Source organism: Marinomonas communis, from assembly GCF_004363305.1.
GTDB classification, from domain to species: domain Bacteria; phylum Pseudomonadota; class Gammaproteobacteria; order Pseudomonadales; family Marinomonadaceae; genus Marinomonas; species Marinomonas communis.
This window is the reverse complement of the sequence record NZ_SNZA01000002.1, coordinates 462,471-486,037: the sequence shown is the minus strand read 5'-3', so window position 1 is coordinate 486,037 and position 23,567 is coordinate 462,471. Positions and strand designations below refer to the sequence as shown.

Here is a 23,567-nt window from a genome sequence, read left to right as displayed (position 1 = left end):
CAATTAAGCGTTACCTTGATGATGTGACAGCCACTCTTGTACTGCCTTCAGAGACATAGGTCGGCCAATAAAATAGCCTTGCCCAGCATCGCACCCTAATTGCTGCAAGACTTGGTACTGCTGTTCGGTCTCAATCCCCTCGGCAATCACTTCCATTTTTAAAAGGTGCCCCAGCTCAATAATCATTTTTACGATCTGCTGATCCTGACTAGACTGGGTCATACGAGCAATAAAGTGTCGATCAATTTTGAGAACAGATGCATTCAACATGGATAAATACGACAACGACGAATAACCCGCACCAAAGTCATCAATGCTAACTCGCACGCCTAATTCACCCAACCGATCCAGGCAACCTGACGCCGTGCGCATGACTTCAATAAGCTGAGTTTCCGTGACTTCAATCTCAATTTCTTTGGTGGATATACCCATTTCCTTGAGAGTTGCTTCAAAGCGCGCCACAAAATCAGAACGGGATATTTCCGAACCCGCCACGTTGACGGATAATGGCACCTCAATACCTAACGTTCGCAACGTTTTAATCGCCTCGCAAGCTCGTCGAGTGACATAATCATCCAGTTTATCAATTAGACCCGACGTTTCTGCGAGGGGGACAAAACGATCTGGCGGAATAATGTTTCCTTCCTCATCGCGCCAACGCACAAGCACTTCGAAACCTTGTAATGCCCCATTATCCAAGTCAATTTTCGGCTGTAGATGAATAAAAATTTGCTCATCCGCGAGGGCACAGCGCATTTTTTTCATCAGCTCATAGCGTTCTTGCATCCCTTCCATTTCAGTCGAGTCAAACAGGCCAAAATCAACATTGCGGTGCTTCGTCTGCTCCAAGAAGCTTTTCGCTATGCCCAATACCTGTGAAGAAGATTGATGCGGAGGTAGATCAGATAATTTTAGAATAGTGCCAGTCAAATCAATGGTATGGACAGCACCATCGATATTCAGCTGTGGGTGCAGCACATGCTCTAGCTCTTCACGCTGGTAATCTTTGTTATCGTAAACCAATAACAGCAAGGTATCGCGCTCGTATAAGACAACATCAATAGCTTTAACAAAACAAGCTTTGAGATGGGCAGCGAGGTGGGTCATCAAGGTACGACCAAACTGCACCCCGAGCAGCACTTCACTGTAAGACAAGTCCTCAACGTAGAGCATTAGTAACTTGGTATTCTGACGCTCGTTTAAGGTCAATCCATCTAGCTGCTTTAAGAACCAGTTTTTGTTGTGAAGCCCAGTGGTACTGTCTTGATACGCCAGCTCAGAGAGACGGTTGTGCAGCGCGACATTACTAAAACCAGCATTGATGTTTTCACCAAAAATCTGCAGTAAATCAATTTCGAATTCGGTCAGGGGCTGGTCACATTTCACGACCACCACATAGTCTCGCTGATCTACTTCATCGCTGGAGAAATACAGTGCGGATAGTGGAGTTTCAATAATATGTCCCTGAGTTGAGAGGCTTTGCTGCACGATGCGAAGCAGTTCTGCTTCTGGAGTGACTCGCCCTAAGAACTGATTAGCCCAAGCACTAAATTGACCCGCTGCAGCGAACACTAGCGCTTGCTCAGGGGATTCATCGTGTTTGTGAGCAATACAAACAATGCCACCTTTGTTTAGGTTAAACACTCTCGCCAGCTCATTAAGAATAGATTGGGTGTAACTTTTTAAATCCAGCTGACTACTAATACGCTGGCTTGACTCGATCAACATTTGCAGGCCATGACGGGCTTGTTGCATGGCATACAAATGCTCCCAAGTACGTAAATTGCCAAGTACAATGGTCTGTAAGTGGTCGTGACTCAGTTCACTTTTATTCCAGTAGTCATCGATATCATAATTGGCCATTAGATCATCAAGCGGCATCATGCCCGGCTGCCCAGTTAGCAAAATGATGCGAACCAGCTGATTGCCTAAACTGTGGCGTACACTGCGCACCAACTTTAAACCGGAATCATCATCCTCCATCACCACATCCAGCAATACCAGACTGATATCGGGGTGCTTAGCGATGACAGAGGCCGCTTCTTGTGCGCTATTTGCAGACAGAAGCTCAATCTCACGACCACCATAATTCAATGTTTGCAGCGATAATAATAGTGCTGCTTGGTAATCTACGTCATCTTCGACTGATAGTATTTTGCAGAGTTTTTTGGTTTTTCGGGTTGCTTCCATGTTCCGAGAGTCACTCATTATGATGCCTTTCAATATGAACGATTTGTCTCATAAACTTAGCACTAATTATTAATACTTGTAGTGAAAACTCAAAAGTTAACCCTGCCTGCATGAAACTCACACAATAGATTGCATGGACTCCAACTTAACACCCTTATATATGTGCTATAGTGGCGGTTTCATTCGACTTATTTCTAAAGCAACATCTTGCTCGGCAAGGTAGGGTTATGATTAAACAAAAAGGCAATCTATATATTCTTTCGGCGCCATCGGGTGCAGGTAAATCGTCGCTGTACAAAGCGCTTCTACAGGCAGATCAGCAGGTTCGTATATCGGTTTCTCATACCACTCGAGCACCGCGCACTGGTGAAGAGCATGGGCGAGAATACTTTTTTGTTGATGTGGACAGTTTTCTCGACATGATCGCCGAAGATGCCTTCTTTGAGCACGCACAAGTGTTCGATAACTACTACGGCACATCGAAACAAGCTATTTTCGATATGTTGGATCAAGGCTTAGATGTGATTCTAGAGATTGATTGGCAAGGAGCGCGACAAGTTCGTGAGCAATACCCTGATGCCATCGGTATCTTTATCCTGCCTCCGTCCCTTGCTGCACTAGAAGAGCGCCTAACAGGCCGCGGAACGGATGCAGCCGACGTCATCGCGCGCCGTATGTCGAAAGCAGTCAGTGAAATGTCCCATTACGATGAGTACGAATACGTGATCATCAACGATGATTTTGAGCAAGCATTAGGGCAATTAAAGGCGATTTTCGCTGCTAACCGCGCGAGAACAGCATTAATACAAGATATTCACCGTGATCTGATCAATGATCTCTTGTCATAGAGAGTGCCCGTTAAGTAAAATTAACCACACTAATTAGTGATCAATCCTTACCCTATATAGAGGTCTAACATGGCTCGAGTGACAGTTGAAGATTGTCTTGAAAACGTAGACAACCGTTTTGAACTAGTAATGGTGGCAGCAAAGCGCGCTCGCCAATTGGCAACAGGTGGTGCCGACGCAAAAGTGCCACTAGAAGAAGATAAAGTGACCGTTGTGGCGTTGCGTGAAATCGCAGAGGATCTAATCAACGCAAAGAACGTCGATTTCCAGACCAAGCCAACAACTGAGTTCTAATTGTATGGTATGCATCGCTCAACGCACGATTTTCTGGTTTAGCTTTTCCTGATGTGAGGTGAGCGGTGTCGACTATTGAACAATTAGCTGAGACTCTCAGCCAATACTTGCCTCAAGAGCAAGTCGCCACAGTAAAGCGAGCGTATTATTACGCTGAACAAGCCCATGACGGGCAAAAGCGTAAAAGTGGTGAACACTATGTCACGCATCCTTTAGCGGTGGCATTTATCCTGGCAGACCTAAGAATGGACTGCGAAGGACTCACAGCCGCCTTACTGCACGACGTCATTGAAGATACTGGAATTTCCCGAGAGTCTTTAGCGGAGCAGTTTGGTGAAGGCGTTGCAGGTCTAGTTGACGGTGTGAGTAAGCTGACACACCTTGAGTTCAACAGCCAGCTTGAGAAACAAGCGCATAACTTCCAAAAAATGGCCATGGCCATGGCTGATGACATACGCGTCATCATGGTGAAGTTAGCGGACCGTTTGCATAATATGCGTACACTCGACGCTATGCCTGGCCACAAAAAACGCCGCATCGCTCGAGAAACCCTAGATATCTACGCGCCGATCGCCAACCGACTCGGTATGTACGATGTCAAAGTCGATCTAGAATCTCTCGCCTTCGAAGCTTACTACCCAATGCGCTCGCGCATGCTGAAACGCGCGATCAACAAGCGTTACGGTCAGCGTGAAAAAGCCATGCAAAAGCTTGAGGATTTTATTCGCTCAGAGTTGGCAGCGGACTATATTGATTCATCCATCAGTATTCGCGAGAAACACACTTACAGCATCTATCAAAAGATGAAGAAAAAGCGTCGCTCGCTAGAAGAAATCATGGATGTTATGGGCGTTCGCATTGTCACCGATCGACAGGACAGCTGCTATCGCATTTTGGGTGTGATCCACGCCCTATTTAAGCCGATCGAAGGTCGCTTTAAAGATTATATTGCCGTACCGAAATCCAACGGCTATCAGTCCCTTCATACAACAGTGGTAGGCAACAATGGTCTACCATTAGAAGTGCAAATCCGCACTCAAGAAATGGACGTGGTTGCGATTAATGGTATTGCAGCCCATTGGTCTTACAAATCCAATGGCCAGTCTGGTATTTCCCAGACAAACCATGAACGCGCAACAAAGTGGGTAAAAAGCTTACTTGAGATTCAAGAAAAAGCGCATAACCCGATGGAATTCATCGACAACGTTAAGAGTGATTTATTCCCTGACGAAGTCTATGTATTCACTCCCAAAGGGCAAATTATCGAGTTGCCTTCTGGCGCAACCCCAGTTGATTTTGCCTACGGGGTTCACACAGAGATCGGCAACACCTGTATTTCATGCCGTATCAACCGTCGCTTAGCACCACTGAGCACTCAGCTTGAAAGTGGTCAGACCGTTGAGATCATTACCGCTAAGAGCGCCCAACCGAACGTTGCGTGGCTAAGCTTCGCGATTACGGGTAAAGCACGAACGAATATTCGTCACTACTTAAAATCGAAACAGCGCGAGAACGCCATTTCCTTTGGTTATCGCTTGCTAACACGGTCACTCAATGCCTTCCGCACAACAGTAGAAGAGCTAGCACAAGATTCCGTTCAAGTAGTGTTGGACCATTACCAGCTAGAAAATATGGATGACCTGTTGGAATCCATTGGTAAAGGTCGTTTGGTGGGTTATGTAGTCGCACGACAATTGTTCCCGAACTTCAATGAAGAAGAGCTGATCACACCTAAGTCGTTCAAAGTAAACGGCTCTGAGGGCATGCTGATCTCATATGCGAAGTGTTGCTCTCCGATTCCTGGGGATCCGATTGTCGGCTACGTTCAGGTTGAGAAAGGCATCATCATTCACCACCAGAACTGTCCAAATATTCAGGACCATTTAGCGGCGCCTGAGCGTTACATTCGCATGACATGGAGTAAAGAGATCGAAGAAGAGCTCAATGTCAGCTTGATTGTCTCGTATGTGAATGAACGGGGCGCGGTGGCAAAAATAGCCAGCTCTATTACGGACACCGACTTCCAAGTGTCCAATCTGGACATTATCGAACGCGGCAAAATTTCTCGTTTACGCTTAAACATCGCGATCTCAAGTCGTGTTGGCTTGGCCGATGTGATGCGTCGTATTAAGGCAGTTCGCTGTGTGGAAAAAGTCACCCGCGAAACGCTAGTGGGACGTTAATACGTCCCCTATTCGATTAACTCAATAAGGATACTTAACATGGCAAAACAAGTGATTTTCTCTGAAAACGCACCTGCAGCAATCGGCCCATACTCTCAAGCGGTTCGCGCTGGCAACACTGTGTACCTTTCAGGCCAAATCCCATTGGTTCCAGCGACAATGGAAATCGTCAGTGAAGACGTTGCAGAGCAAACCACTCAGGTTTTCAAAAACCTTCAAGCGGTTTGTGAAGCGGCAGGCGGTTCTTTAAAAGACATCGTTAAGCTAAACATCTACATGACGGATCTTGGCAACTTCGCCACTGTTAACGAAGTGATGACTCAGTTCTTCGAGCAACCTTACCCAGCTCGTGCAGCACTTGGCGTTCGTGCGCTACCAAAAGACGTTGCCGTAGAAATCGAAGGCGTGATGGTTCTAGAAGACTAATCTTCTGCAACCTAGTCAAAAAGAAAGGCGCTTGGGATAACTCAAGCGCCTTTTTTTGTGGTTGGATCAAGGGTTGTTACTCCCTTCAATCAAGCCACTCATGGTAAGCATCCATCATACTTTCATAACCCGCCACATAAGATGGATATTGCGGTGCCCAACCTAATGCTCGTAAAACGTGCGGCACAATACGCTTACCGCGAGCAGGCAAATAATCCGCACGGTTGATGGTTTCACACAGCGGGGTCGATACCTGCAATCGCTCAGCCAACCACAATTTGACCTCCCACATAGACGTCGGTTGTCCATCACTGGCGATGATATGTGATGGTAGCGACTCTTCTGCCAATGCTCGTTCTCCCAACAAACACAGTGCGGACACCACATCATCACGATGAATGCGATTAGTCCATTGATTCGCTCCCCAAGCGTCCTTTCGCTGTACACCTTGCAATAAACGGTAACGACCTGGGCCATAAATACCCGAGCAGCGCAGCGCAACCGTTGATAGATTCGAAAGCAATAGATTTTCCGCTTCAAGCAGCTTGCTGGCCGTCTCCGATGCCGCCACGGCTTGCGTTTGATCATCAACCCACTCGCCATTGTTTTGCCCGTAAACACTGGTACTGGAAACAAAGATCACTTTTGGCTGACGTCTACCTTGGTACGCCGCAACCACTGCCGCAGCAGTCATGACGTAAGCCGTATGGTAAGCCTCTGCAGTTCGACCTTGGGGCGTCATGATCAAATACAGCAAATCCACGTCTGGCCATTGCTCAGCAGGCAATGTGAGTAAATCGTGGGTCATACCACGCACCCCATCCGGGAAGACGGTACCAGAGCGACGAATACCCGTTACCTGTGCCTGTTTCTTCACAAAGTACTGCGCAACCCCTTGTCCTAAGTCACCACAGCCCGCAATCAACACTTGTGTCATGTTCGCCTCAATCATTGCAAATAAAACGCATCTTTTCAGAAGCAGTACACTTTATCAAATTATGTATTATCATAGTTAATACCAATCAAAAGGGTAAATGACTATGACGCTAACAGAACTCAAATACATCGTGATGCTAGCAGAAGAAAAGCATTTTGGTCGTGCAGCGGAACGCTGCCACGTTTCTCAGCCAACTTTAAGCGTGGCGGTCAAAAAGCTGGAAGATGAGCTCGGCGCTGCGATTTTCGAACGTAGTAAAAGTTCGGTATACATCACACCGATCGGCGAACAGATTGTTGCCCAAGCTCGTCGTGTGCTTGAGCAAGCCAACATGATTAAAGAGTTAGCGTCATCAGGGAAAAACCAACTTAGAGGCCCTCTAAAGGTCGGTGCAATCTTCACGATTGCCCCGTATTTATTCCCATCAATGATCCCTGAGCTGAAGCGCATTGCCGAAGGCATGCCACTGCTGATTGAAGAAGATCTAACAGAAAACCTTCGCCCTAAACTACGCAACGGTGAATTGGATGCCATCATCGTGGCGTTACCATTTCGTGAGCCGGACGTGGTGACTCGTCCGATTTATGAAGAAGAATTCGTTGTGTTAATGCCTAAAGATCACCCGTGGACTCAGCTGGAGCACATTAGCACGGATCAGCTCACCACCGACAACTTACTGCTGTTGGGTAAAGGCCATTGTTTCAGCGATCAGGTAATGGAAGCCTGCCCGATTGTTGGTGAAAACGAGCTAAACGAAGGCCATACGATTGTTAATGGCAGTTCACTGGAGACCATTCGTTACATGGTGTCTTCTGGCTTAGGAGTGACGGTTCTACCCAAGTCTGCGGTCACCCATGTGGATGAGCAAATCTTAGCCGTACGCCCATTCAAATCCCCTGTTCCTAAAAGAACGGTGGCCTTGGCGTGGCGCGCTAGTTTCCCGCGTCCCAAAGCCATCGAATCACTGAGCCAGTCGATCAAAGAAGCGTGCCAGAAGCTTAACCTAGATTAACGTTGGACCAACATGATTGACGCACTTGAAACACTAGATATTAAAGAGCTAAAAGGAGTGGGAGCAGCCATGGCTGAAAAGCTCGCTAAGCTCCACATTCATACCGTTCAAGACGCTTTGTTTCATTTGCCAATCCGTTACCAAGATCGTACCCGCGTCGTGCCTATCGGGCAGCTACGCTTTGGCGATGAAGCCGTGATCGAAGGCGAAGTGAGCGGCTGTGAAATCAAAATGGGCAAACGCCGCAGTTTGATTTGCCGTGTAAGAGATCATTCTGGCTCGCTGTGTCTGCGTTTCTTTCATTTCAACGCCGCGCAAAAAAAGCAACTGGAGCAATCTGGGCGTGTACGCTGTTTTGGCGAAATTCGCCGCGGCAGTACAGGGTTTGAAATGTACCACCCTGAATATACGGTGCTCAAAGACGATGAACCCCATGAAGGCAGTGAGCAACTGACCCCCATTTATCCGCTGACGGAAGGGGTGACACAAACAAAGATTCGCCAGATTTGTGAGCAGGCCCTAGAGCGTTTGACGCCTTACAACCTGCGCGAGTGGCTACCAGACAACATGCGTCAGCAGTTCAGCCTCCCCTCCTTGGCGGACGCCATTCACTTTTTGCATCACCCCACTCGCGGAACCGATTTAGAACAATTGAAACGCGGTGCGCACCCAGCCCAATATCGCTTATCTTTCGAAGAGTTAATGGCACACCAATTATCGTTGATCGGCAAACGCCAAATGGCTAAGCATGATCGAGCGATTGTAGTACCAGAGCCTGGTCAACTGGTCGATCAACTTCTGGCTGAGCTGCCCTTTTCTCCCACTGGAGCACAACAGCGTGTCAGCCAAGAGATTCTTCAGGATCTTGGCACAGGACACCCCATGCTGCGCCTAGTACAAGGGGACGTGGGTTCAGGGAAAACTCTAGTGGCTGCCATGGCAGCAGCGGCAGTCGTTCAACAAGGGTATCAAGTAGCCGTCATGGCACCGACGGAAATCCTTGCAGAACAACACTACTTAAACTTTAAGCAATGGTTTGAGCCACTCGGTATTGAGGTGGCTTGGATGATTGGTAAGCTCAAAGGTAAGCAGCGGGAGGCGGAGCTTGAGCGGATTGCCTCAGGCAGCGCAAGCATCGTCGTCGGTACTCACGCACTGTTCCAAGAAACCGTGTCATTCAAAGGCTTAGCCCTCGCTATTATTGATGAACAGCATCGTTTCGGTGTGCATCAACGAATGGCATTGCGTGAAAAAGGTTTACAAGCAGGCTTCCAACCCCATCAACTGATCATGACGGCGACCCCTATTCCGCGAACACTGGCCATGTCTGCCTACGCGGACTTGGATTGCTCCATCATTGATGAGCTGCCACCAGGGCGTACTCCAGTAAATACCATTGTTGTGTCTGACCAAAGGCGTGAGGAAGTGATTCAGCGCGTACGTCACGCCTGTGAGGAAGGTAAACAAGCCTATTGGGTATGTACCCTGATCGAAGAGTCTGAGGCACTTCAGTGTCAAGCCGCCGAAGACACGGCTATCTTGTTACAAGAGCATCTTGCCGGCCTTTCCATTGGCTTAGTTCATGGACGACTAAAAGCTCAGGAGAAGGCGGATATTATGGCTCGTTTCAAAGCCGGAGAAATTCAGCTGTTGGTAGCAACCACCGTCATTGAAGTCGGTGTTGATGTCCCAAACGCCAGCCTAATGGTGATCGAAAATCCTGAACGCCTTGGCTTAGCACAGCTGCACCAGTTACGCGGCCGTGTCGGACGTGGCCAGGCAGCCAGTCATTGTGTGTTGTTATACCACGCACCACTAGGACAACAAGGCAAAGCGCGCCTATCTACCATGCGCGAAACCACAGATGGTTTTAAAATCGCAGAGAAAGACCTCGAACTGCGTGGGCCAGGCGAATTGCTTGGTGCTCGCCAAACCGGTTTGTTGGAATTCAAAGTGGCCGACTTACAGCGGGATAAAGCACTGTTGAGTCAGGTTCAACAAGCCGCTGCACAACTCTACAAAGAGTATCCTGAACACGTATCTCCCCTACTTTCTCGTTGGTTGCCAAAGCATCAGCAATACTTAAATGTCTAAACGCAAAAGCACCACAAATATCGGTTGATTTTTAACCATCTTGTCATATATTGATCCGAATATACGCTCTATTACTGCAGCCTTGCAAAGGAATCATAGGGGGAAATCAACGTGTCTGCTTTAGCCTCATCCATCGCACCAGCAAAAGAACTGACGCTTAGCGGCGACTTCGGTTACCGTATCGAACAAGACCGCATCATCATCAACATTGGTCAGATCAACAACCAGCGAGCACTGGATAATGTAAGTGGTACCTTGTCCATTGAACTGCACGGATACTCGGATGACGGTCGAGAGACGGTTCTCGCCAGTACCACCATAGGTCAAATTACCGGACAACACTTTCTCGAACACTGTGTTTATGACTTGGTATTCCATCAACCTAATGAAGGTTCATGGACACTGGCTCTAGAGCTGCGAGAGTGGGATGGCCATCAATTTGCTTTACAGGCACGTCAGCTTTTCGACCAGAGCTACTGGGTCGATCGACAACCTGAAAAGCCCATCACATCACCAAGTAACAATGTCATCGTGGCAGACTTCGCGCCATCAGAAAATCTGCTTGATGTTATGGAACCAACCCCAATTGAGGCCAGAAGTGATACGCAACCTACTGCCAAGAAGCCGAAACAAATAAAGCCAAGTAAAGTAAAAGATAAGCCAAAGAAAACGTTAGCGAGCATTAACAAAAGCAGTCTTGAAGAGCTGTCCAGTGTTAAAGGGATGCCTAAGAAGCTGGCAAAAGAAATTGTTGATAAACGCCCACACAAAACCTGGGACAGCTTATTAAAACTTAAAGGGATGGGGCCAAAACTGTTAAAAAAGTTAAGCGAAGCGTTAAAGCTCAACTAGATCGCTTCTGACCTACTACGGCTAAACCACGCTTCTTTGTACTACTAAGGCATTTGGGATAAGCGTGGTTTAGATCCTACTTGAGGTTGCGATGGGGCTTGCTAGGCAGTTTATGGGATTTTCACAACCGTTGTGTTCTTAACTTCCTCCATCGCTACATAGGTACGCGACTCGCGAACATGTGGCAGGGTTAGAAGTGTTTCACCCAATAAGTGACGGTATGCATCCATATTCGATACACGAGCTTTGAGTAAGTACTCAAAATCACCGGCGATCAAGTGACACTCGAGCACTTCTGGAATCTCAGCGACGGCTTCCTTGAACTCGTTGAAACCCTCAGGTGAGGTGGCTTTTAGACGGATCTCTACGAATACCAGCAAGCCAGCATCAACTTTGCGAGGATCCACCAACGCACAGTAGCCAGTGATGTAACCATTGCGCTCTAGACGGCGCACACGCTCTAAACACGGTGTGGCACTCAAACCAACGCGGCTAGCAAGTTCTACATTCGACAAACGTCCGTTTATTTGAAGCTCACGCAGGATCTTCTTATCCAATCTGTCTAAAGGCTTTGCAGACGTTTCCATTTATACGACTCTCCGAAGATAACTGACTACTAATTTAGCGCGATTCTATCACGTGGCAAATACCTTAGGAAAAATAAGCTAAACTGAACCATTTGGTCAGCCAAGATAAAAACGTCGCACCAAATCCAAACAAAAAGCATCAAATAGCACCATAAAATATCTATTTACGCTATTTTGTATGTTTATCCATCAGAAACTGGTTGATTTTTGCATTATTCGAGTGCGTAAAAATAATTTCACGCACCAAATCAACACAAAATAACAAAAAACTATCAGAATAAAGAAAGATATTGCTCTATAGTTATTAAAGCACCCCAAAAAAGGAAAAAATTCGCACAAAACCAGTGATTTCAGCTTGACGAAAGGGGGCAAACAGTAATTCCATAGGGTAGTTCCGTGCTAATTCAGAAGATTGCACTAGACTAGAGAAACAACAAAAACAATTAAAAATGTTGGCAAGCTAATTGCTTTAAAGTTAATTGAAAGTGAATTAAACGAATCTTCAGTGGATTCAACTTTGCAAACATAACAACTAGTAACGTAACGCCTGGAGGCAAAATCATGAAATCGAACGTTGGTAAAATTCTAACCACCGCAGCAGTAGCGGCAACGATCAGTACCGGTGCTGCAGCAGCAACATTGGACGATGTAAAAGCAAAAGGCTTTGTTCAGTGTGGCGTGAGTCAGGGTGTTCCAGGATTTTCAAACGCTGATGATGCAGGTAACTGGACAGGTATCGACGTAGATGCATGTCGTGCAACCGCAGCAGCAATTTTTGGCGATGCGCAAAAAGTAAAATTCACACCACTTTCTGCGAAAGAGCGTTTCACAGCTCTACAATCAGGCGAAATCGATGTTTTATCTCGTAACACGACTTGGACTTATACTCGTGATACGTCTCTAGGTTTAGACTTCACTACGACAAACTTCTACGACGGCCAAGGTTTCATGGTGCGTAAAGATCTAGGTGTATCTTCTGCAATGGAACTTGACGGTGCAACGGTTTGTACTGAGCAAGGTACAACAACTGAATTGAACATGGCTGACTTCTTCCGTAAGCACCAGCTTTCATACGTTCCAGTAATTGTACAGAAAGCGGACGAAGCACTTGCTGCTTACGCATCTGGTCGTTGTGACGTATTCACTACTGATAAATCAGGTCTAGCAGCTCACCGTTCTAAGCTGTCTGATCCTGCTGCACACGTAATCCTACCTGAAACAATTTCTAAAGAGCCTCTAGGCCCTGTTGTTCGTCACGGCGACAACCAGTGGAAAGACATCGTTACTTGGGCGCTATTCGTTCAGATTAACGCTGAAGAAATGGGCATCTCTTCTAAGAACGTTGCTAAGATCAAGTCTGAGTCAACTGACCCAGGTATCCGTCGTCTACTAGGCGCTGAAGGTAACATGGGTGAAGCACTAGGTCTAAACGCTGACTGGGCTTACAACATCATCGCTGAAGTAGGTAACTACGGTGAAGTGTTCGAGCGTAACGTTGGTCCTAACACTCCTGTAGGTCTACCACGTGGCGTAAACAACCTATGGACTGAAGGCGGCGTTCTATACGCGCCACCAGTACGTTAATACGTATCCATCCCTTACCTACCAGGGATTAAACCCAGCGGCAGATGCCGCTGGGTACCCCCTTCCGATTTTACATCTGACGAGCATTTCATTGCCTGAACCAAGATGAGCGAAAAAACAACGACGAATACGAGCTTCTTGAACGATGCTGGCAACCGCGCCATGCTGTTTCAAGCTGTGCTCCTAATTGCTGTGGTCGCTGTGGGTTATTACTTATTCCATAACCTTCAAGCGAACCTTGAAAATCAAGGGATCTCGACTGGTTTCGCCTTTTTAAACGAACCAGCTGGCTTCCCAATCCTGATCCACCTTATTGAATACACTGAGGCCAATTCATACGGCCGTGCCTTTTTAGTCGCATTGATCAATACCATTTTGATTTCCTTAATGGGGATTATCTTGGCTACTGTGATCGGTGTGGTCATGGGTCTGGCACGTTTATCACAAAACTGGCTGGTCGCGCGTTTAGCGACGGTTTATATCGAAACATTGCGTAACATCCCATTACTGTTACAAATGTTCTTCTGGTACTTTGCCGTACTCGCAACTTTGCCACATCCACGCGATAGCATAATTTTTGGTGATTTCTTCCTAAACAAACGTGGTATTTACTCACCGGAGCCGATTGCACAAGACGGATTTGGTGTCGTCATCTTTGGCTTCCTAGCGTGTGTCATGGCAGCCATTGCCCTAGTCGTTTGGGCTAAAAAACGCCAAAAGCAAACCGGCGTTTGGTTCCCTGCCTACTGGACATCTTTGGCGATCATTATTGTTGGCACGGTTGTGTTCTACTTCCTTGCAGGCTCTCCAGTAGAATTTGATGCCCCAACTAAGAGCCGATTTAACGTAACAGGCGGTATGGTACTGGTACCTGAGTTTGTTGCTGTGCTAGTCGCATTGTCTACGTACACAGGCGCGTTCATTGCTGAAATCGTACGTGCAGGTATTTTGTCTGTGAACTGGGGACAGACGGAAGCATCGCGCTCATTGGGCTTACCTGACGGTTTGACACAGCGCTTGATCGTATTGCCGCAGGCACTACGCGTTATCATTCCACCACTAACAAGCCAATACTTGAACCTTGCAAAGAACTCTTCTTTGGGTGCAGCCATTGCCTACCCAGAGCTAGTAGCCGTTGTTATGGGTACCACATTGAACCAAACTGGTCAGGCTATTGAGACCATCGGTTTATGTATGTTGGTTTACGGTTCTTTAAGTTTGTCCATTTCAGTCTTTATGAACTGGTACAACAAGAAAATGTCATTAATTGAGCGATAAGGGGGCACACATGGCGATTGAATTTAAACCTTCTCCTAGCCTACCACCACCGAGTAATGCTGTCGGTCCGGTCGCTTGGGTTCGTAAAAACTTTTTCTCTTCACCGCTGAACATCTTTTTAACGTTCTTCAGCTTTTACATTCTTTATTTGTTAATCCCTCCTGCTCTAGAGTGGGCGGTCTTTGACGCAACATGGGAAGGCACATCAAAAGCCGCTTGTACTGCTGGTGGCGCTTGTTGGGCGTTCATTAGGGTTCGTTTCGATCAGTTCATGTACGGACTGTACCCAGCGACGGAATATTGGCGTGTCAATGTAGCAGCGATTTTGCTGGTGGTTCTGGTGGGCATGTTTGCCATCAAAGCGATCAATAAGCTATTGCTGTCGATTGCCATCATCGTGGTCTACCCGATCATCGCCTACTTCTTATTCGCTGGCGGTGTGCTGGGCTTAGAAGTGGTAGAAACGTCGCTTTGGGGTGGTCTATTCTTGACCATGCTGCTGGGTATCATCGGTATCGTAGCATCTTTCCCACTGGGTATTATTTTGGCGCTAGGTCGCCAGTCTAAAATGCCAGTAGCGAAATCTGTTTGTGTCATCTTTATCGAGACCATTCGTGCCGTACCTTTGATCACAATCTTGTTCATGGCGTCGGTGATGATTCCATTGTTCCTGCCAGACGGCATGAACTTTAACAAGCTTCTACGTGTTCTAATCGGTATTACCTTGTTCTCTGCAGCCTACATGGCTGAGGTAATTCGTGGTGGCCTACAGGCCATTCCGAAAGGTCAGTATGAGGCCGCTGATGCCATGGGACTTACCTACTGGCAATCAATGATTCTGGTAATTTTGCCACAAGCATTGAAACTGGTTATCCCAGGTATTGTGAACACTTTCATCGGTCTATTTAAAGACACCACGCTGGTTTACATCGTGGGTATGTTCGACTTCTTAGGCATCATCCAGATGGCAAACCACGATGCCAACTGGCTAGGAACGACGACTGAAGGTTATGCCTTCGCAGGCTTTGTATATTGGGCTATCTGCTTCGGTATGTCCCGCTACTCTATGGCGGTTGAGCGTAAGTTAGATACCGGACACAAGCGGAATTAATAAGAGAATTTGAGGCCTTTACACATGACAGAACAAAATATGGCACTTGCCCAACTTGAGCCGGGCGAAGAAGCAATCATTCAATTTAGCGATGTAAACAAGTGGTACGGTGAATTCCACGTACTAAAAAACATCAACTTCAGCGTTAAAAAAGGTGAGCGTATCGTTGTCTGTGGACCATCAGGTTCCGGTAAATCAACAATGACTCGCTGTATCAACCGTCTAGAAGAACACCAAAAGGGCCAAATTTTGGTCGATGGTATCGAGATGAACGATAACCTAAAAAACATTGAAGCGATTCGTAAAGACGTGGGCATGGTGTTCCAGCACTTTAACTTGTTCCCGCACTTGACCATCCTTGAAAACCTGACACTTGCGCCAATCTGGGTTCGTAAAATGCCTAAGAAAGAAGCGGAAGCCATGGCAATGCATTACTTGGAGCGTGTAAAAATCGCTAACCAAGCAAATAAGTACCCAGGTCAGCTTTCTGGTGGTCAGCAGCAACGTGTAGCGATTGCTCGTGGCTTGTGTATGAAACCGCGCATCATGCTGTTCGATGAGCCAACCTCTGCACTTGATCCAGAGATGATCAAGGAAGTATTGGACGTTATGATCCAGCTAGCGGATGAAGGCATGACCATGGTCTGTGTAACCCACGAAATGGGCTTCGCGAAAACCGTTGCCGACCGTGTGGTATTCATGGATGCCGGAGAAATTGTAGAAGCGAATACGCCACATGAGTTCTTTGAGAACCCGCAACATGACCGTACACAATTGTTCTTGAGCCAAATTTTGAACCACTAATCATTTGCTATTTCGCTCAAACACGACTAAAAAGCCCCGTATGGGGCTTTTTCATTTTGTTAATCATGCCCTAATATTAGAAGTAGTATAATTCACTTGGGGATGTAGAGTGTCTGAGCAAGCCATCGAACAACCGATTCGCACTCGGGTAAGGATCGTTCATTTAGCCGACCACACAGGAAAGCTACAGGTTATTTTCCCATACGAAAGTATGCTGGATATGGCCGCTTTATCGCGCTTAACAAAACGGCGTTTTGACCCTGTCGCAAATTATAATGTAGAAGGTGACCCCCTCGTAAAACCTAATGCCTGCAACACGATTATCGACGATTCATTACATAACAGCGACGTTATTGAACTTCGTAGCAGCGCGCAGCATCCGTATAAAGACTTTACGCACACAGAATTTCTCTCACGATTTGAAGGACCACTGACTCGCTATGAGCAAATTGCTATACCGTTGAAGTCAATTGAAAAACCTGCGTCTGAGCAGAACCAAGATGCACAACAAATGCTGGCGGCACTAGGTAAATTCCAATCCATGCGTTTGCAACAACGTCTCGAAGAAACCTTAGAAATCCCTCCTCTGCCAGCCTCTTCGCACCGCATCATTCAACTATGCTCCAATGAAAATGCAGGTACAGACGATCTATGTGATGTAATCAGTCTGGATCCTTCTTTGTCTGCACAAGTCATCAGTTGGGCCTCTTCACCTTATTATGGGGTACGCGGGGAAATTGAATCGGTCGAAGATGCCATTATTAGGGTATTAGGCTTTGATATGGTGATGAACCTCGCCCTCGGCCTGTCTATGGGGAGTGCTTTCCAATTACCCAAAAATGGACCTCGACATTACGAAGATTTTTGGTTTAGTGCAGTTTCTCACGCGGTCTTGATGGAAGAATTGGTTCGCAAAATGCCCAGTGGCGACCGTCCTCGTTTAGGACATGCATATTTGGCAGGTTTACTCCATAACTTTGGCTATTTAGCCATCGCCGTTGTGTTACCCCCTCACTTTGGCATTTTGTCGCGCTACATTGAAGCCAATGCTCACTTGTCTTCTGATATTATTGAAATGCAGACCTTAAGATTTACGAAGGAACAGCTTGGCGCTTGGCTGCTAAAGCATTGGGGTCTACCTGAAAGCATTTACACTGCAGTACGCTACAGCAAAAGCCCTGACTATGAAGGCCCCCATTGCAAACTCGCTTTGGCCTTGCAGTTATGTCATCAGTTGTTTAATGATGAGCAGCCGAATGCAGCGTTGCTCGAAGCGCTAGGTATCTCAGAGGATGATGCGACCTCAAGTCATCACAAAGTCATCAGTTCTTCCAGCGAGTTATCAAAGATGGTGGATTTAATAAGCGGATCTAAATGAACCTGCTCGATTCAAAAAAAACACAGCAACTAGACTATCGCTGGCACGCCATTGCACAGGTTCGTCGATCAGCCATACCCAAAGACATATTTCCTTGGTTAATTACGCGATTTTCGATCACCGCTAAGCTTCGACATGCGGGTAAGCTACGTGTCGAAGTACTCGAAGATCGCTGGCAATCTCCAACCCCTAGGGAACGTATTCGATTACGTCTCAAGTCTCGTGAAACAGCGCGAGTTCGTTCCGTGATTCTGTATTTAGACAATGAACCCGTCGTCTATGCTCGCTCAATTATTCCCGCCCGCTCATTGAAGGGCTCATGGCGATACCTTCCCTACCTTGGAAGCCAACCATTGGGAGGTTATGTTTATCAGTCTAAAGCCCTGCGACGCAGCCCAACAGAAGTTGTAAAATTGCCTGCTGGCCTGATCCAAAACAGCCACGAAGCATTATGGGCACGGCGCTCCGTATTTATTGAATTTGGCCCAGGTATTCTCGTCAATGAAGCGTTCTACCCTGCTATCGGCAAAGCAACCAAAGCCGCAGGACAACTTTAAACCCATAAGATGTAACATCATGAGTAAACTACAAGACTACGCAGACTTAACTCGCTTTAATCGACCGATCGGCTCTTTACTACTGATGTGGCCAACATTATGGGCTCTGTGGCTTGCTGCAGATGGCTGGCCTGAATGGCATCTAGTCATCATTTTCGTACTGGGTGTTTTCAGTATGCGCTCAGCAGGCTGTGTCATTAATGACTTTGCTGACCGTAAGGTTGACGGTTTTGTCGACCGAACAAAAAACCGTCCACTTCCATCGGGCCGTGTGAGCGAAAAAGAAGCCCTATTATTGTTTGCAGGGTTGTCATTATTAAGCTTTGTATTAGTGCTGCTGACCGACTGGAAAACCATTCTTTTGTCGTTTGTTGGCTTGTTTCTAGCGGCGCTCTACCCGTTTATGAAACGTTACACTCACTTACCGCAACTGTTTCTTGGGTTGGCCTTTTCTTGGGCCATTCCGATGGCATACAGCGCACAGGGGGGTAGTTTACAGGATCCTGAACTATGGATGTTATTTGTTGCCAATAGTTTCTGGACCATTGCGTACGATACTTACTACGCCATGACAGATCGCCCAGATGATCTAAAGGTAGGTATTAAATCGACCGCCATCTTATTTGGTCGTTATGACCTATTCGTGATATTAGTGTTACAAGGATTAACCTTGTCTCTCATGATGTGGATTGGGGTGCTCGCTGAGCTAAGTGCACCCTACTTTATCAGCTTACTCATCGCTGTTTGGCTGTTTTACCAGCAGTACCAGCAAGCCAAAGATCGTGAGCGCCAAGCCTGCTTTAAATCCTTTTTAGATAATAACCGCGTTGGCTACTGCCTATTTGCAGGATTATTACTGAGCTATTACATTTGAATATGGCACTGATATGACAATTTAACACAGTTGTCATATTTAGCGGCTTTAATATCTACCGTTCCTGAGATGAGGGTATGTCCTGTGACCGGTAAAAAAGTACTGATTATTGATGATGAAGCACCAATCCGCGAGATGATAGCCGTCGCGCTGGAAATGGCTGGCTATGAATACATGGAAGCGGAAAATAGCCAACAGGCGCATGAAATGATCGTAGATCATCGTCCTGACTTGGTTTTAGTCGACTGGATGATGCCCGGAGGCAGCGGTGTCGAGCTCACTCGTCGTTTGAAGAAAGATGCGACGACAGCAGAAATTCCAGTGATTATGTTGACTGCGAAAAGTGAAGAAGACAATAAAATCCAAGGCCTCGAAGTGGGTGCGGATGATTACATCACTAAGCCATTCTCACCACGTGAATTGGTCGCGCGCTTGAAGGCTGTGCTTCGTCGAGCGACACCTCAAGGTGTCGATGACCCAATTGAAGTAGAAGGCTTATTGCTTGATCCCATCAGCCAGCGTGTTTCAATTGGTACCACCCCCATCGAAATGGGGCCAACGGAATACCGTTTGTTAAAATTCCTCATGACACATCAAGAACGTGCCTATTCTCGCGCACAGTTGCTTGATCAAGTCTGGGGCGGTAACGTTTACGTAGAAGAACGTACGGTTGATGTACATATTCGTCGCCTACGTAAAGCCATTGGTGAAACCCATGACTTTTTGATTCAAACCGTCCGCGGAACAGGTTACCGTTTTTCGGCAAAACGCACGGCATAAGATTTTATGAAGCGAACTTGGCAACGAGCTTTCATTACATGGATTATTGGACTGATGGCTGTGATCACCATCGGTTTCGTACTGGGCCACATTCTCGCACTCGTTTTGATTTATACACTCGGTACACTGTATTGGCAGCTGTACCAATTGTATCAATTTCATTCTTGGCTGCGCCGCTCCGGCAAAGCAGCGCCTCCTGAAGCCACTGGCATCTGGGGGGAGATTTTCGATGCGGTCTACCGTCTGCAAAAGAAACAACGCAAATCTAAGCGTCGCATGCGCCAAGCGCTCAACCGAATCGAAAATTCAACGGCCGCGCTGAAAGAAGGCGTCATCATGGCCGACAGTAATGGCAATTTAGAATGGTGGAATAACTCCGCCGGATTGCTATTAGGCTTGCAGCGTCCGGTGGACCGAGGTCAACCAATCACCAACATTCTGCGTAACCCAGACTTCTTTAAATACTTCACGCAAAAGCGCTTTGGCGAGCCTTTGGTTATGAAGTCGCCATCAAAAGAAGGGGTGTACCTAGAAGTACAAACCACACTGTATGATCAAAACGATCATCTGATTTTCGTACGAGATGTGACACGTTTGCACCTACTGGAGCAGATGCGTAAAGACTTTGTCGCCAACGCCTCACATGAGCTGAAAACACCTTTAACGGTCATCAAAGGCTACCTTGAAACATTATCGATGTTTAAAGACAGTCTGCCGCAATCCATGCAGCGTGGTATCGTGAATATGAGCGATCAGTCACTGCGTATGGAGCATCTAATTGAAGACCTATTGTTGCTCTCTCGGTTAGAGACCAACGATAAGCGAGAAGCCCATCAATGGCTAAAGCTTGAGGACTTGTGTGAGACGATTAAGAAAACCGCATTACCAACGCTTTCTGACAGCCATAAACTGAGTTTTGATATTCCTGAAAACAGCTATATCTATGGCGCCTATAACGAGCTTTACAGCGCGTTTTCAAACCTTGTCTTCAACGCTATCAAGTACTCTCCTGAAGGAGGTCACATTGAAGTGCAATGGGTGCAAAATGAATTCAGTGGCATTTTTTCAGTAGACGACCAAGGACTTGGTATCGATCCGCGCCATATTCCTCGTTTAACCGAACGTTTCTTCCGAGTAGACAAGGGACGAGGGTCCGGTACTGGCGGCACAGGACTGGGGCTTGCGATCGTCAAGCATGTACTGATACACCACAATGCCAAGCTGCAAATCCGCAGCCAGCCTGGTGTGGGTAGTACATTCTCTTGTCACTTCCCGACTGACCGCGTGCGCCAAGAAGCCTTACTCGCAACCGTGGCCAGTGACGCCCCAGACAGTCACGCTACTTCCGTCGAGCAAGAACCATCTCAGCCTTAAATAGACTCTCAGTCTAATCAGCCGCCTCTAGTATTCTCTGGGTGCGGCTGAATAGGACACCTACTATTGGCACTTATAAAGACTGAAATAGACGACTAATGAACGCTTCTTTCTCAGCGTCTTGGTCAATCAGAGATAAGGTGACGGTTAAGAATGCGGAATCAGCTTTCTTCTCAGTGGTCGCCACCGCCTGAACATAATAATTCAAACGGTTTACTTGCTTGTCATGGGATAAGTCCAAGACCGCTTGATCCAGTACCGTTGGAATCACATCGTCACTCTTGATCAACATAGTGGCCTCATCCTTGGCAAAATGTACCACCATGCAACGGAACTCCTTGCCCGCAAAACGTACTTTGGTTGGGATTTTAACGTCTTTAGAGGATGCCTCAGGGTTAGTTATCTTAGGCGTCGGAGCAGCCTTAGCCGAAGCATTTCCCGCCATCAAAACATCTAATGAGCCAGAGGCAACACCGCCTGTGCTGCCAGAAGGAGCCTTTGCTGGTGCACCAAGCTTCTTCTCAATACCGTGTCGTTTTGCCGCCGACTGTACTTTCTGAATAAGTTGCTCTGCCGAAAATGGCTTTCCCAAATAGTCCGTCACACCCGACTGTACCGCTTCCACGACATGAGACTTATCGCCACGGCTGGTGATCATCACAAAGGGTAATGCTTCTTTCTTGTAATTAGGTTGCTCACGACACCATTGCAGCAGCTCTACCCCTGTCATTTCTGGCATTTCCCAGTCACAAAGCACCATATCAAATGGCACTTTTTGCAGCAGTTGCTGCGCCTTTCGGCCATTGACTGCTTCCTCTACTGTCACAGAAGGAAAGCGCTTTCTTAGAGTGCGTTTAATAAGGTCTCGAGTAAACGAAGCATCATCGACTACCAAAATTTTCAAAATAAGCTCCTATCGCGTCTGAGACAGCAAATCCGCATAATTAACAAAGCGCTCGCTAAACAACTTAATCCATAACAAGGTCGCTGCTACCGCCGCTATCGGCATGACAAATAAGTTCAAGAAGGGAATGGTCACCCCTAACATAACGATAAAGCCGAATGTCCAACATAGAAGCGGCTTTTCGCGAAGTGCAGCACGCATATCGTGAAACGGCACTTTATTGTTATCAAAAGCGTAGTCCATGTACTGTAACGCCAACATCCACGCAGAAAACATCACAATCAGCACCGATGTCACCACGTTTACCACAGGGATGAACGACAACAGCAACAGCCCTAAAAAACGCGGAATAAAATACGCGAGCTTTTGCAGCTCTCGCTTCAGGCTTCGCCCTGCAATCTTCATAAGCCCCATGGCACTAAAATCTTCATCGAACTGCTTGCCTGTTTGGTGCTCTTCCACTTTTTCTGCGAGAAACGCCATAAAGGGTGCAGCCAAAATATTAACGCCCACAGAAAAGCTGTAAAACATCAGCAAACCAATGGCAATGTTTAGCAAGACATAAAACAGCCAGTTTAAAAACGACATCCATTCAGGGACATAGCCCATTATCTCATCCACTGCGATCCCCATATAGCTCAACGCAACGGTATACAAAAGGCCCATTAAAGCAATATTGGCGAGTATGGGGGCGAGCAAGAACAGTCGCAAACGACGCGACAGCAATAGAGGTAAAGCCTTTGCGAACGCGCTTATGGCACTAAACGGGTGAGTAATCACGAAATGAGTTTCCTCTTATAAACATCTGATAGCTAAAAGGGTGCGTTTATTTAAGCATATTTTCCAATGTGGCGGGATTATCAATCTGTACGGCTCTAGATTTTTGCTTTTGATCCTGATCACAGGGATTTGTTCTAGCCCATCCAAGGAAATTTGATACACTTTAAATGTCGATCAAAAAAACATCACCCAAAACATCGGATTAAAAAGATGAAACGTTTTGCTATTTGGATACTCCTATTTGGCCTTTCTAGTGCAACTTTTGCTGCCATCGATGCTCCAACAGGCCGAGTCGTATTAACCGTTTCTGGCGCTATCGATCACACCAATGTCCCAGAGCGCCCATTGGCTCAGTTCGATTTAGCCATGCTCAAGCAGCTCCCAGCCCACGAAATTACTACCCATAACCCTTGGGAAGAAGGTGAGCATCATTATGTTGGCTTCAACCCCAAAGATCTACTTGCGTTGCTGAAGTCACGTGGTGACTTGATACGTCTAACCGCTTTTAACCAATACATTACTGAGATCCCGATGTCGGATTTCGAAGACTGGGATACGATTATCGCCTATGAAATGGATGGCAAGCCGATTCCGGTCCGCAACAAGGGACCATTGATGGTCATTTACAATTTTGACCAACATCCAGAGTTGCGTAATGAAGCATACTATGGCCGTTCCATTTGGCAGATTCAAAGCTTAAAAGTCATGGAGCCATAGCAT

The 23,567-nt window shown here is 46.8% G+C and carries 22 protein-coding genes; 17 read left to right on the top strand and 5 right to left on the bottom strand.

Going from position 1 to position 23,567, the window contains the following annotated elements:
- Nucleotides 1-3 precede the first annotated feature (3 nt).
- The gene (locus tag C8D85_RS08705; protein ID WP_133561695.1) at nucleotides 4-2,208 is read right to left on the bottom strand and encodes a GGDEF/EAL domain-containing response regulator; all 2,205 of its coding nucleotides are present in this window, start codon (nucleotides 2,206-2,208) and stop codon (nucleotides 4-6) included.
- 209 nt (nucleotides 2,209-2,417) lie between these two features.
- Between C8D85_RS08705 and gmk the strand changes: the two genes are divergently transcribed.
- The 4 genes from gmk to C8D85_RS08685 all read left to right on the top strand — a co-directional run bounded on the left by gmk (nucleotide 2,418) and on the right by C8D85_RS08685 (nucleotide 5,941).
- On the top strand, nucleotides 2,418-3,038 hold the full coding sequence (gene gmk / locus C8D85_RS08700) for a guanylate kinase (protein ID WP_133561693.1): 621 nt from the start codon (nucleotides 2,418-2,420) through the stop codon (nucleotides 3,036-3,038).
- A gap of 69 nt (nucleotides 3,039-3,107) precedes the next feature.
- Complete coding sequence (gene rpoZ, locus C8D85_RS08695) at nucleotides 3,108-3,332, top strand: DNA-directed RNA polymerase subunit omega (protein WP_133561691.1); 225 nt, start codon at nucleotides 3,108-3,110, stop codon at nucleotides 3,330-3,332.
- Nucleotides 3,333-3,397: 65 nt separating this feature from the next.
- Nucleotides 3,398-5,515: a RelA/SpoT family protein gene (locus tag C8D85_RS08690; RefSeq protein ID WP_133561689.1), complete on the top strand. Its 2,118-nt coding sequence runs from the start codon at nucleotides 3,398-3,400 to the stop codon at nucleotides 5,513-5,515.
- A 39-nt stretch (nucleotides 5,516-5,554) separates the two neighbouring features.
- Nucleotides 5,555-5,941: a RidA family protein gene (locus C8D85_RS08685; protein ID WP_133561687.1), complete on the top strand. Its 387-nt coding sequence runs from the start codon at nucleotides 5,555-5,557 to the stop codon at nucleotides 5,939-5,941.
- Nucleotides 5,942-6,026: 85 nt separating this feature from the next.
- Here C8D85_RS08685 and C8D85_RS08680 read toward each other — a convergent pair whose 3' ends face one another.
- Nucleotides 6,027-6,878, bottom strand: a complete 852-nt coding sequence (locus tag C8D85_RS08680) for a Rossmann-fold NAD(P)-binding domain-containing protein (RefSeq protein WP_133561685.1) — start codon at nucleotides 6,876-6,878, stop codon at nucleotides 6,027-6,029.
- 103 nt (nucleotides 6,879-6,981) lie between these two features.
- Here C8D85_RS08680 and C8D85_RS08675 point away from each other — a divergent pair, with 103 nt between their 5' ends.
- The 3 genes from C8D85_RS08675 (at nucleotide 6,982) to C8D85_RS08665 (ending at nucleotide 10,836) form a co-directional block, all read left to right on the top strand.
- Nucleotides 6,982-7,890: a hydrogen peroxide-inducible genes activator gene (locus tag C8D85_RS08675; RefSeq protein ID WP_133561683.1), complete on the top strand. Its 909-nt coding sequence runs from the start codon at nucleotides 6,982-6,984 to the stop codon at nucleotides 7,888-7,890.
- 12 nt (nucleotides 7,891-7,902) lie between these two features.
- Complete coding sequence (gene recG / locus C8D85_RS08670; RefSeq protein WP_133561681.1) at nucleotides 7,903-9,984, top strand: ATP-dependent DNA helicase RecG; 2,082 nt, start codon at nucleotides 7,903-7,905, stop codon at nucleotides 9,982-9,984.
- Between the two features lie 111 nt (nucleotides 9,985-10,095).
- On the top strand, nucleotides 10,096-10,836 hold the full coding sequence (locus tag C8D85_RS08665; protein WP_133561679.1) for a ComEA family DNA-binding protein: 741 nt from the start codon (nucleotides 10,096-10,098) through the stop codon (nucleotides 10,834-10,836).
- Nucleotides 10,837-10,946: 110 nt separating this feature from the next.
- Here C8D85_RS08665 and lrp read toward each other — a convergent pair whose 3' ends face one another.
- Nucleotides 10,947-11,423, bottom strand: coding sequence for a leucine-responsive transcriptional regulator Lrp (lrp, locus tag C8D85_RS08660; protein WP_133561677.1), 477 nt, complete (start codon nucleotides 11,421-11,423; stop codon nucleotides 10,947-10,949).
- Between the two features lie 561 nt (nucleotides 11,424-11,984).
- Between lrp and C8D85_RS08655 the strand changes: the two genes are divergently transcribed.
- From C8D85_RS08655 to phoR, 9 genes are all read left to right on the top strand, one after another.
- A complete protein-coding gene (locus C8D85_RS08655; RefSeq protein WP_133561675.1) occupies nucleotides 11,985-13,007 on the top strand; it encodes an amino acid ABC transporter substrate-binding protein in 1,023 nt (340 codons plus the stop codon).
- A 105-nt stretch (nucleotides 13,008-13,112) separates the two neighbouring features.
- Nucleotides 13,113-14,285, top strand: a complete 1,173-nt coding sequence (locus C8D85_RS08650) for an amino acid ABC transporter permease (RefSeq protein WP_133561673.1) — start codon at nucleotides 13,113-13,115, stop codon at nucleotides 14,283-14,285.
- Between the two features lie 10 nt (nucleotides 14,286-14,295).
- The gene (locus C8D85_RS08645) at nucleotides 14,296-15,396 is read left to right on the top strand and encodes an amino acid ABC transporter permease (RefSeq protein ID WP_133561671.1); all 1,101 of its coding nucleotides are present in this window, start codon (nucleotides 14,296-14,298) and stop codon (nucleotides 15,394-15,396) included.
- 24 nt (nucleotides 15,397-15,420) lie between these two features.
- Complete coding sequence (locus tag C8D85_RS08640) at nucleotides 15,421-16,200, top strand: amino acid ABC transporter ATP-binding protein (protein ID WP_133561669.1); 780 nt, start codon at nucleotides 15,421-15,423, stop codon at nucleotides 16,198-16,200.
- 109 nt (nucleotides 16,201-16,309) lie between these two features.
- Entirely contained in the window at nucleotides 16,310-17,578 is a 1,269-nt protein-coding gene (locus C8D85_RS08635; RefSeq protein ID WP_244936973.1) for an HDOD domain-containing protein, read from the top strand.
- Complete coding sequence (locus tag C8D85_RS08630) at nucleotides 17,575-18,135, top strand: chorismate--pyruvate lyase family protein (protein WP_133561667.1); 561 nt, start codon at nucleotides 17,575-17,577, stop codon at nucleotides 18,133-18,135. Before C8D85_RS08635 ends, C8D85_RS08630 begins: the two co-directional genes overlap by 4 nt.
- A 19-nt stretch (nucleotides 18,136-18,154) precedes the next feature.
- On the top strand, nucleotides 18,155-19,009 hold the full coding sequence (gene ubiA, locus C8D85_RS08625; RefSeq protein WP_133561665.1) for a 4-hydroxybenzoate octaprenyltransferase: 855 nt from the start codon (nucleotides 18,155-18,157) through the stop codon (nucleotides 19,007-19,009).
- A gap of 84 nt (nucleotides 19,010-19,093) precedes the next feature.
- On the top strand, nucleotides 19,094-19,789 hold the full coding sequence (phoB, locus tag C8D85_RS08620; RefSeq protein WP_133561663.1) for a phosphate regulon transcriptional regulator PhoB: 696 nt from the start codon (nucleotides 19,094-19,096) through the stop codon (nucleotides 19,787-19,789).
- A 6-nt stretch (nucleotides 19,790-19,795) separates the two neighbouring features.
- Nucleotides 19,796-21,163: a phosphate regulon sensor histidine kinase PhoR gene (gene phoR, locus C8D85_RS08615; protein ID WP_133561661.1), complete on the top strand. Its 1,368-nt coding sequence runs from the start codon at nucleotides 19,796-19,798 to the stop codon at nucleotides 21,161-21,163.
- 73 nt (nucleotides 21,164-21,236) lie between these two features.
- Here the strand turns inward: phoR and C8D85_RS08610 are convergent, their stop codons facing one another.
- Both C8D85_RS08610 and cysZ read right to left on the bottom strand, forming a co-directional pair.
- On the bottom strand, nucleotides 21,237-22,067 hold the full coding sequence (locus C8D85_RS08610; RefSeq protein ID WP_244936971.1) for a response regulator: 831 nt from the start codon (nucleotides 22,065-22,067) through the stop codon (nucleotides 21,237-21,239).
- Between the two features lie 9 nt (nucleotides 22,068-22,076).
- On the bottom strand, nucleotides 22,077-22,847 hold the full coding sequence (gene cysZ, locus C8D85_RS08605; protein ID WP_133561657.1) for a sulfate transporter CysZ: 771 nt from the start codon (nucleotides 22,845-22,847) through the stop codon (nucleotides 22,077-22,079).
- A gap of 210 nt (nucleotides 22,848-23,057) precedes the next feature.
- On the opposite strand from cysZ, the gene C8D85_RS08600 reads away from it, so the two are divergent.
- Nucleotides 23,058-23,564 carry a putative pterin-binding protein gene (locus C8D85_RS08600; protein WP_133561655.1) on the top strand — a complete coding sequence of 169 codons (507 nt, stop codon included), beginning with the start codon at nucleotides 23,058-23,060 and terminating at the stop codon, nucleotides 23,562-23,564.
- Nucleotides 23,565-23,567 lie beyond the last annotated feature (3 nt).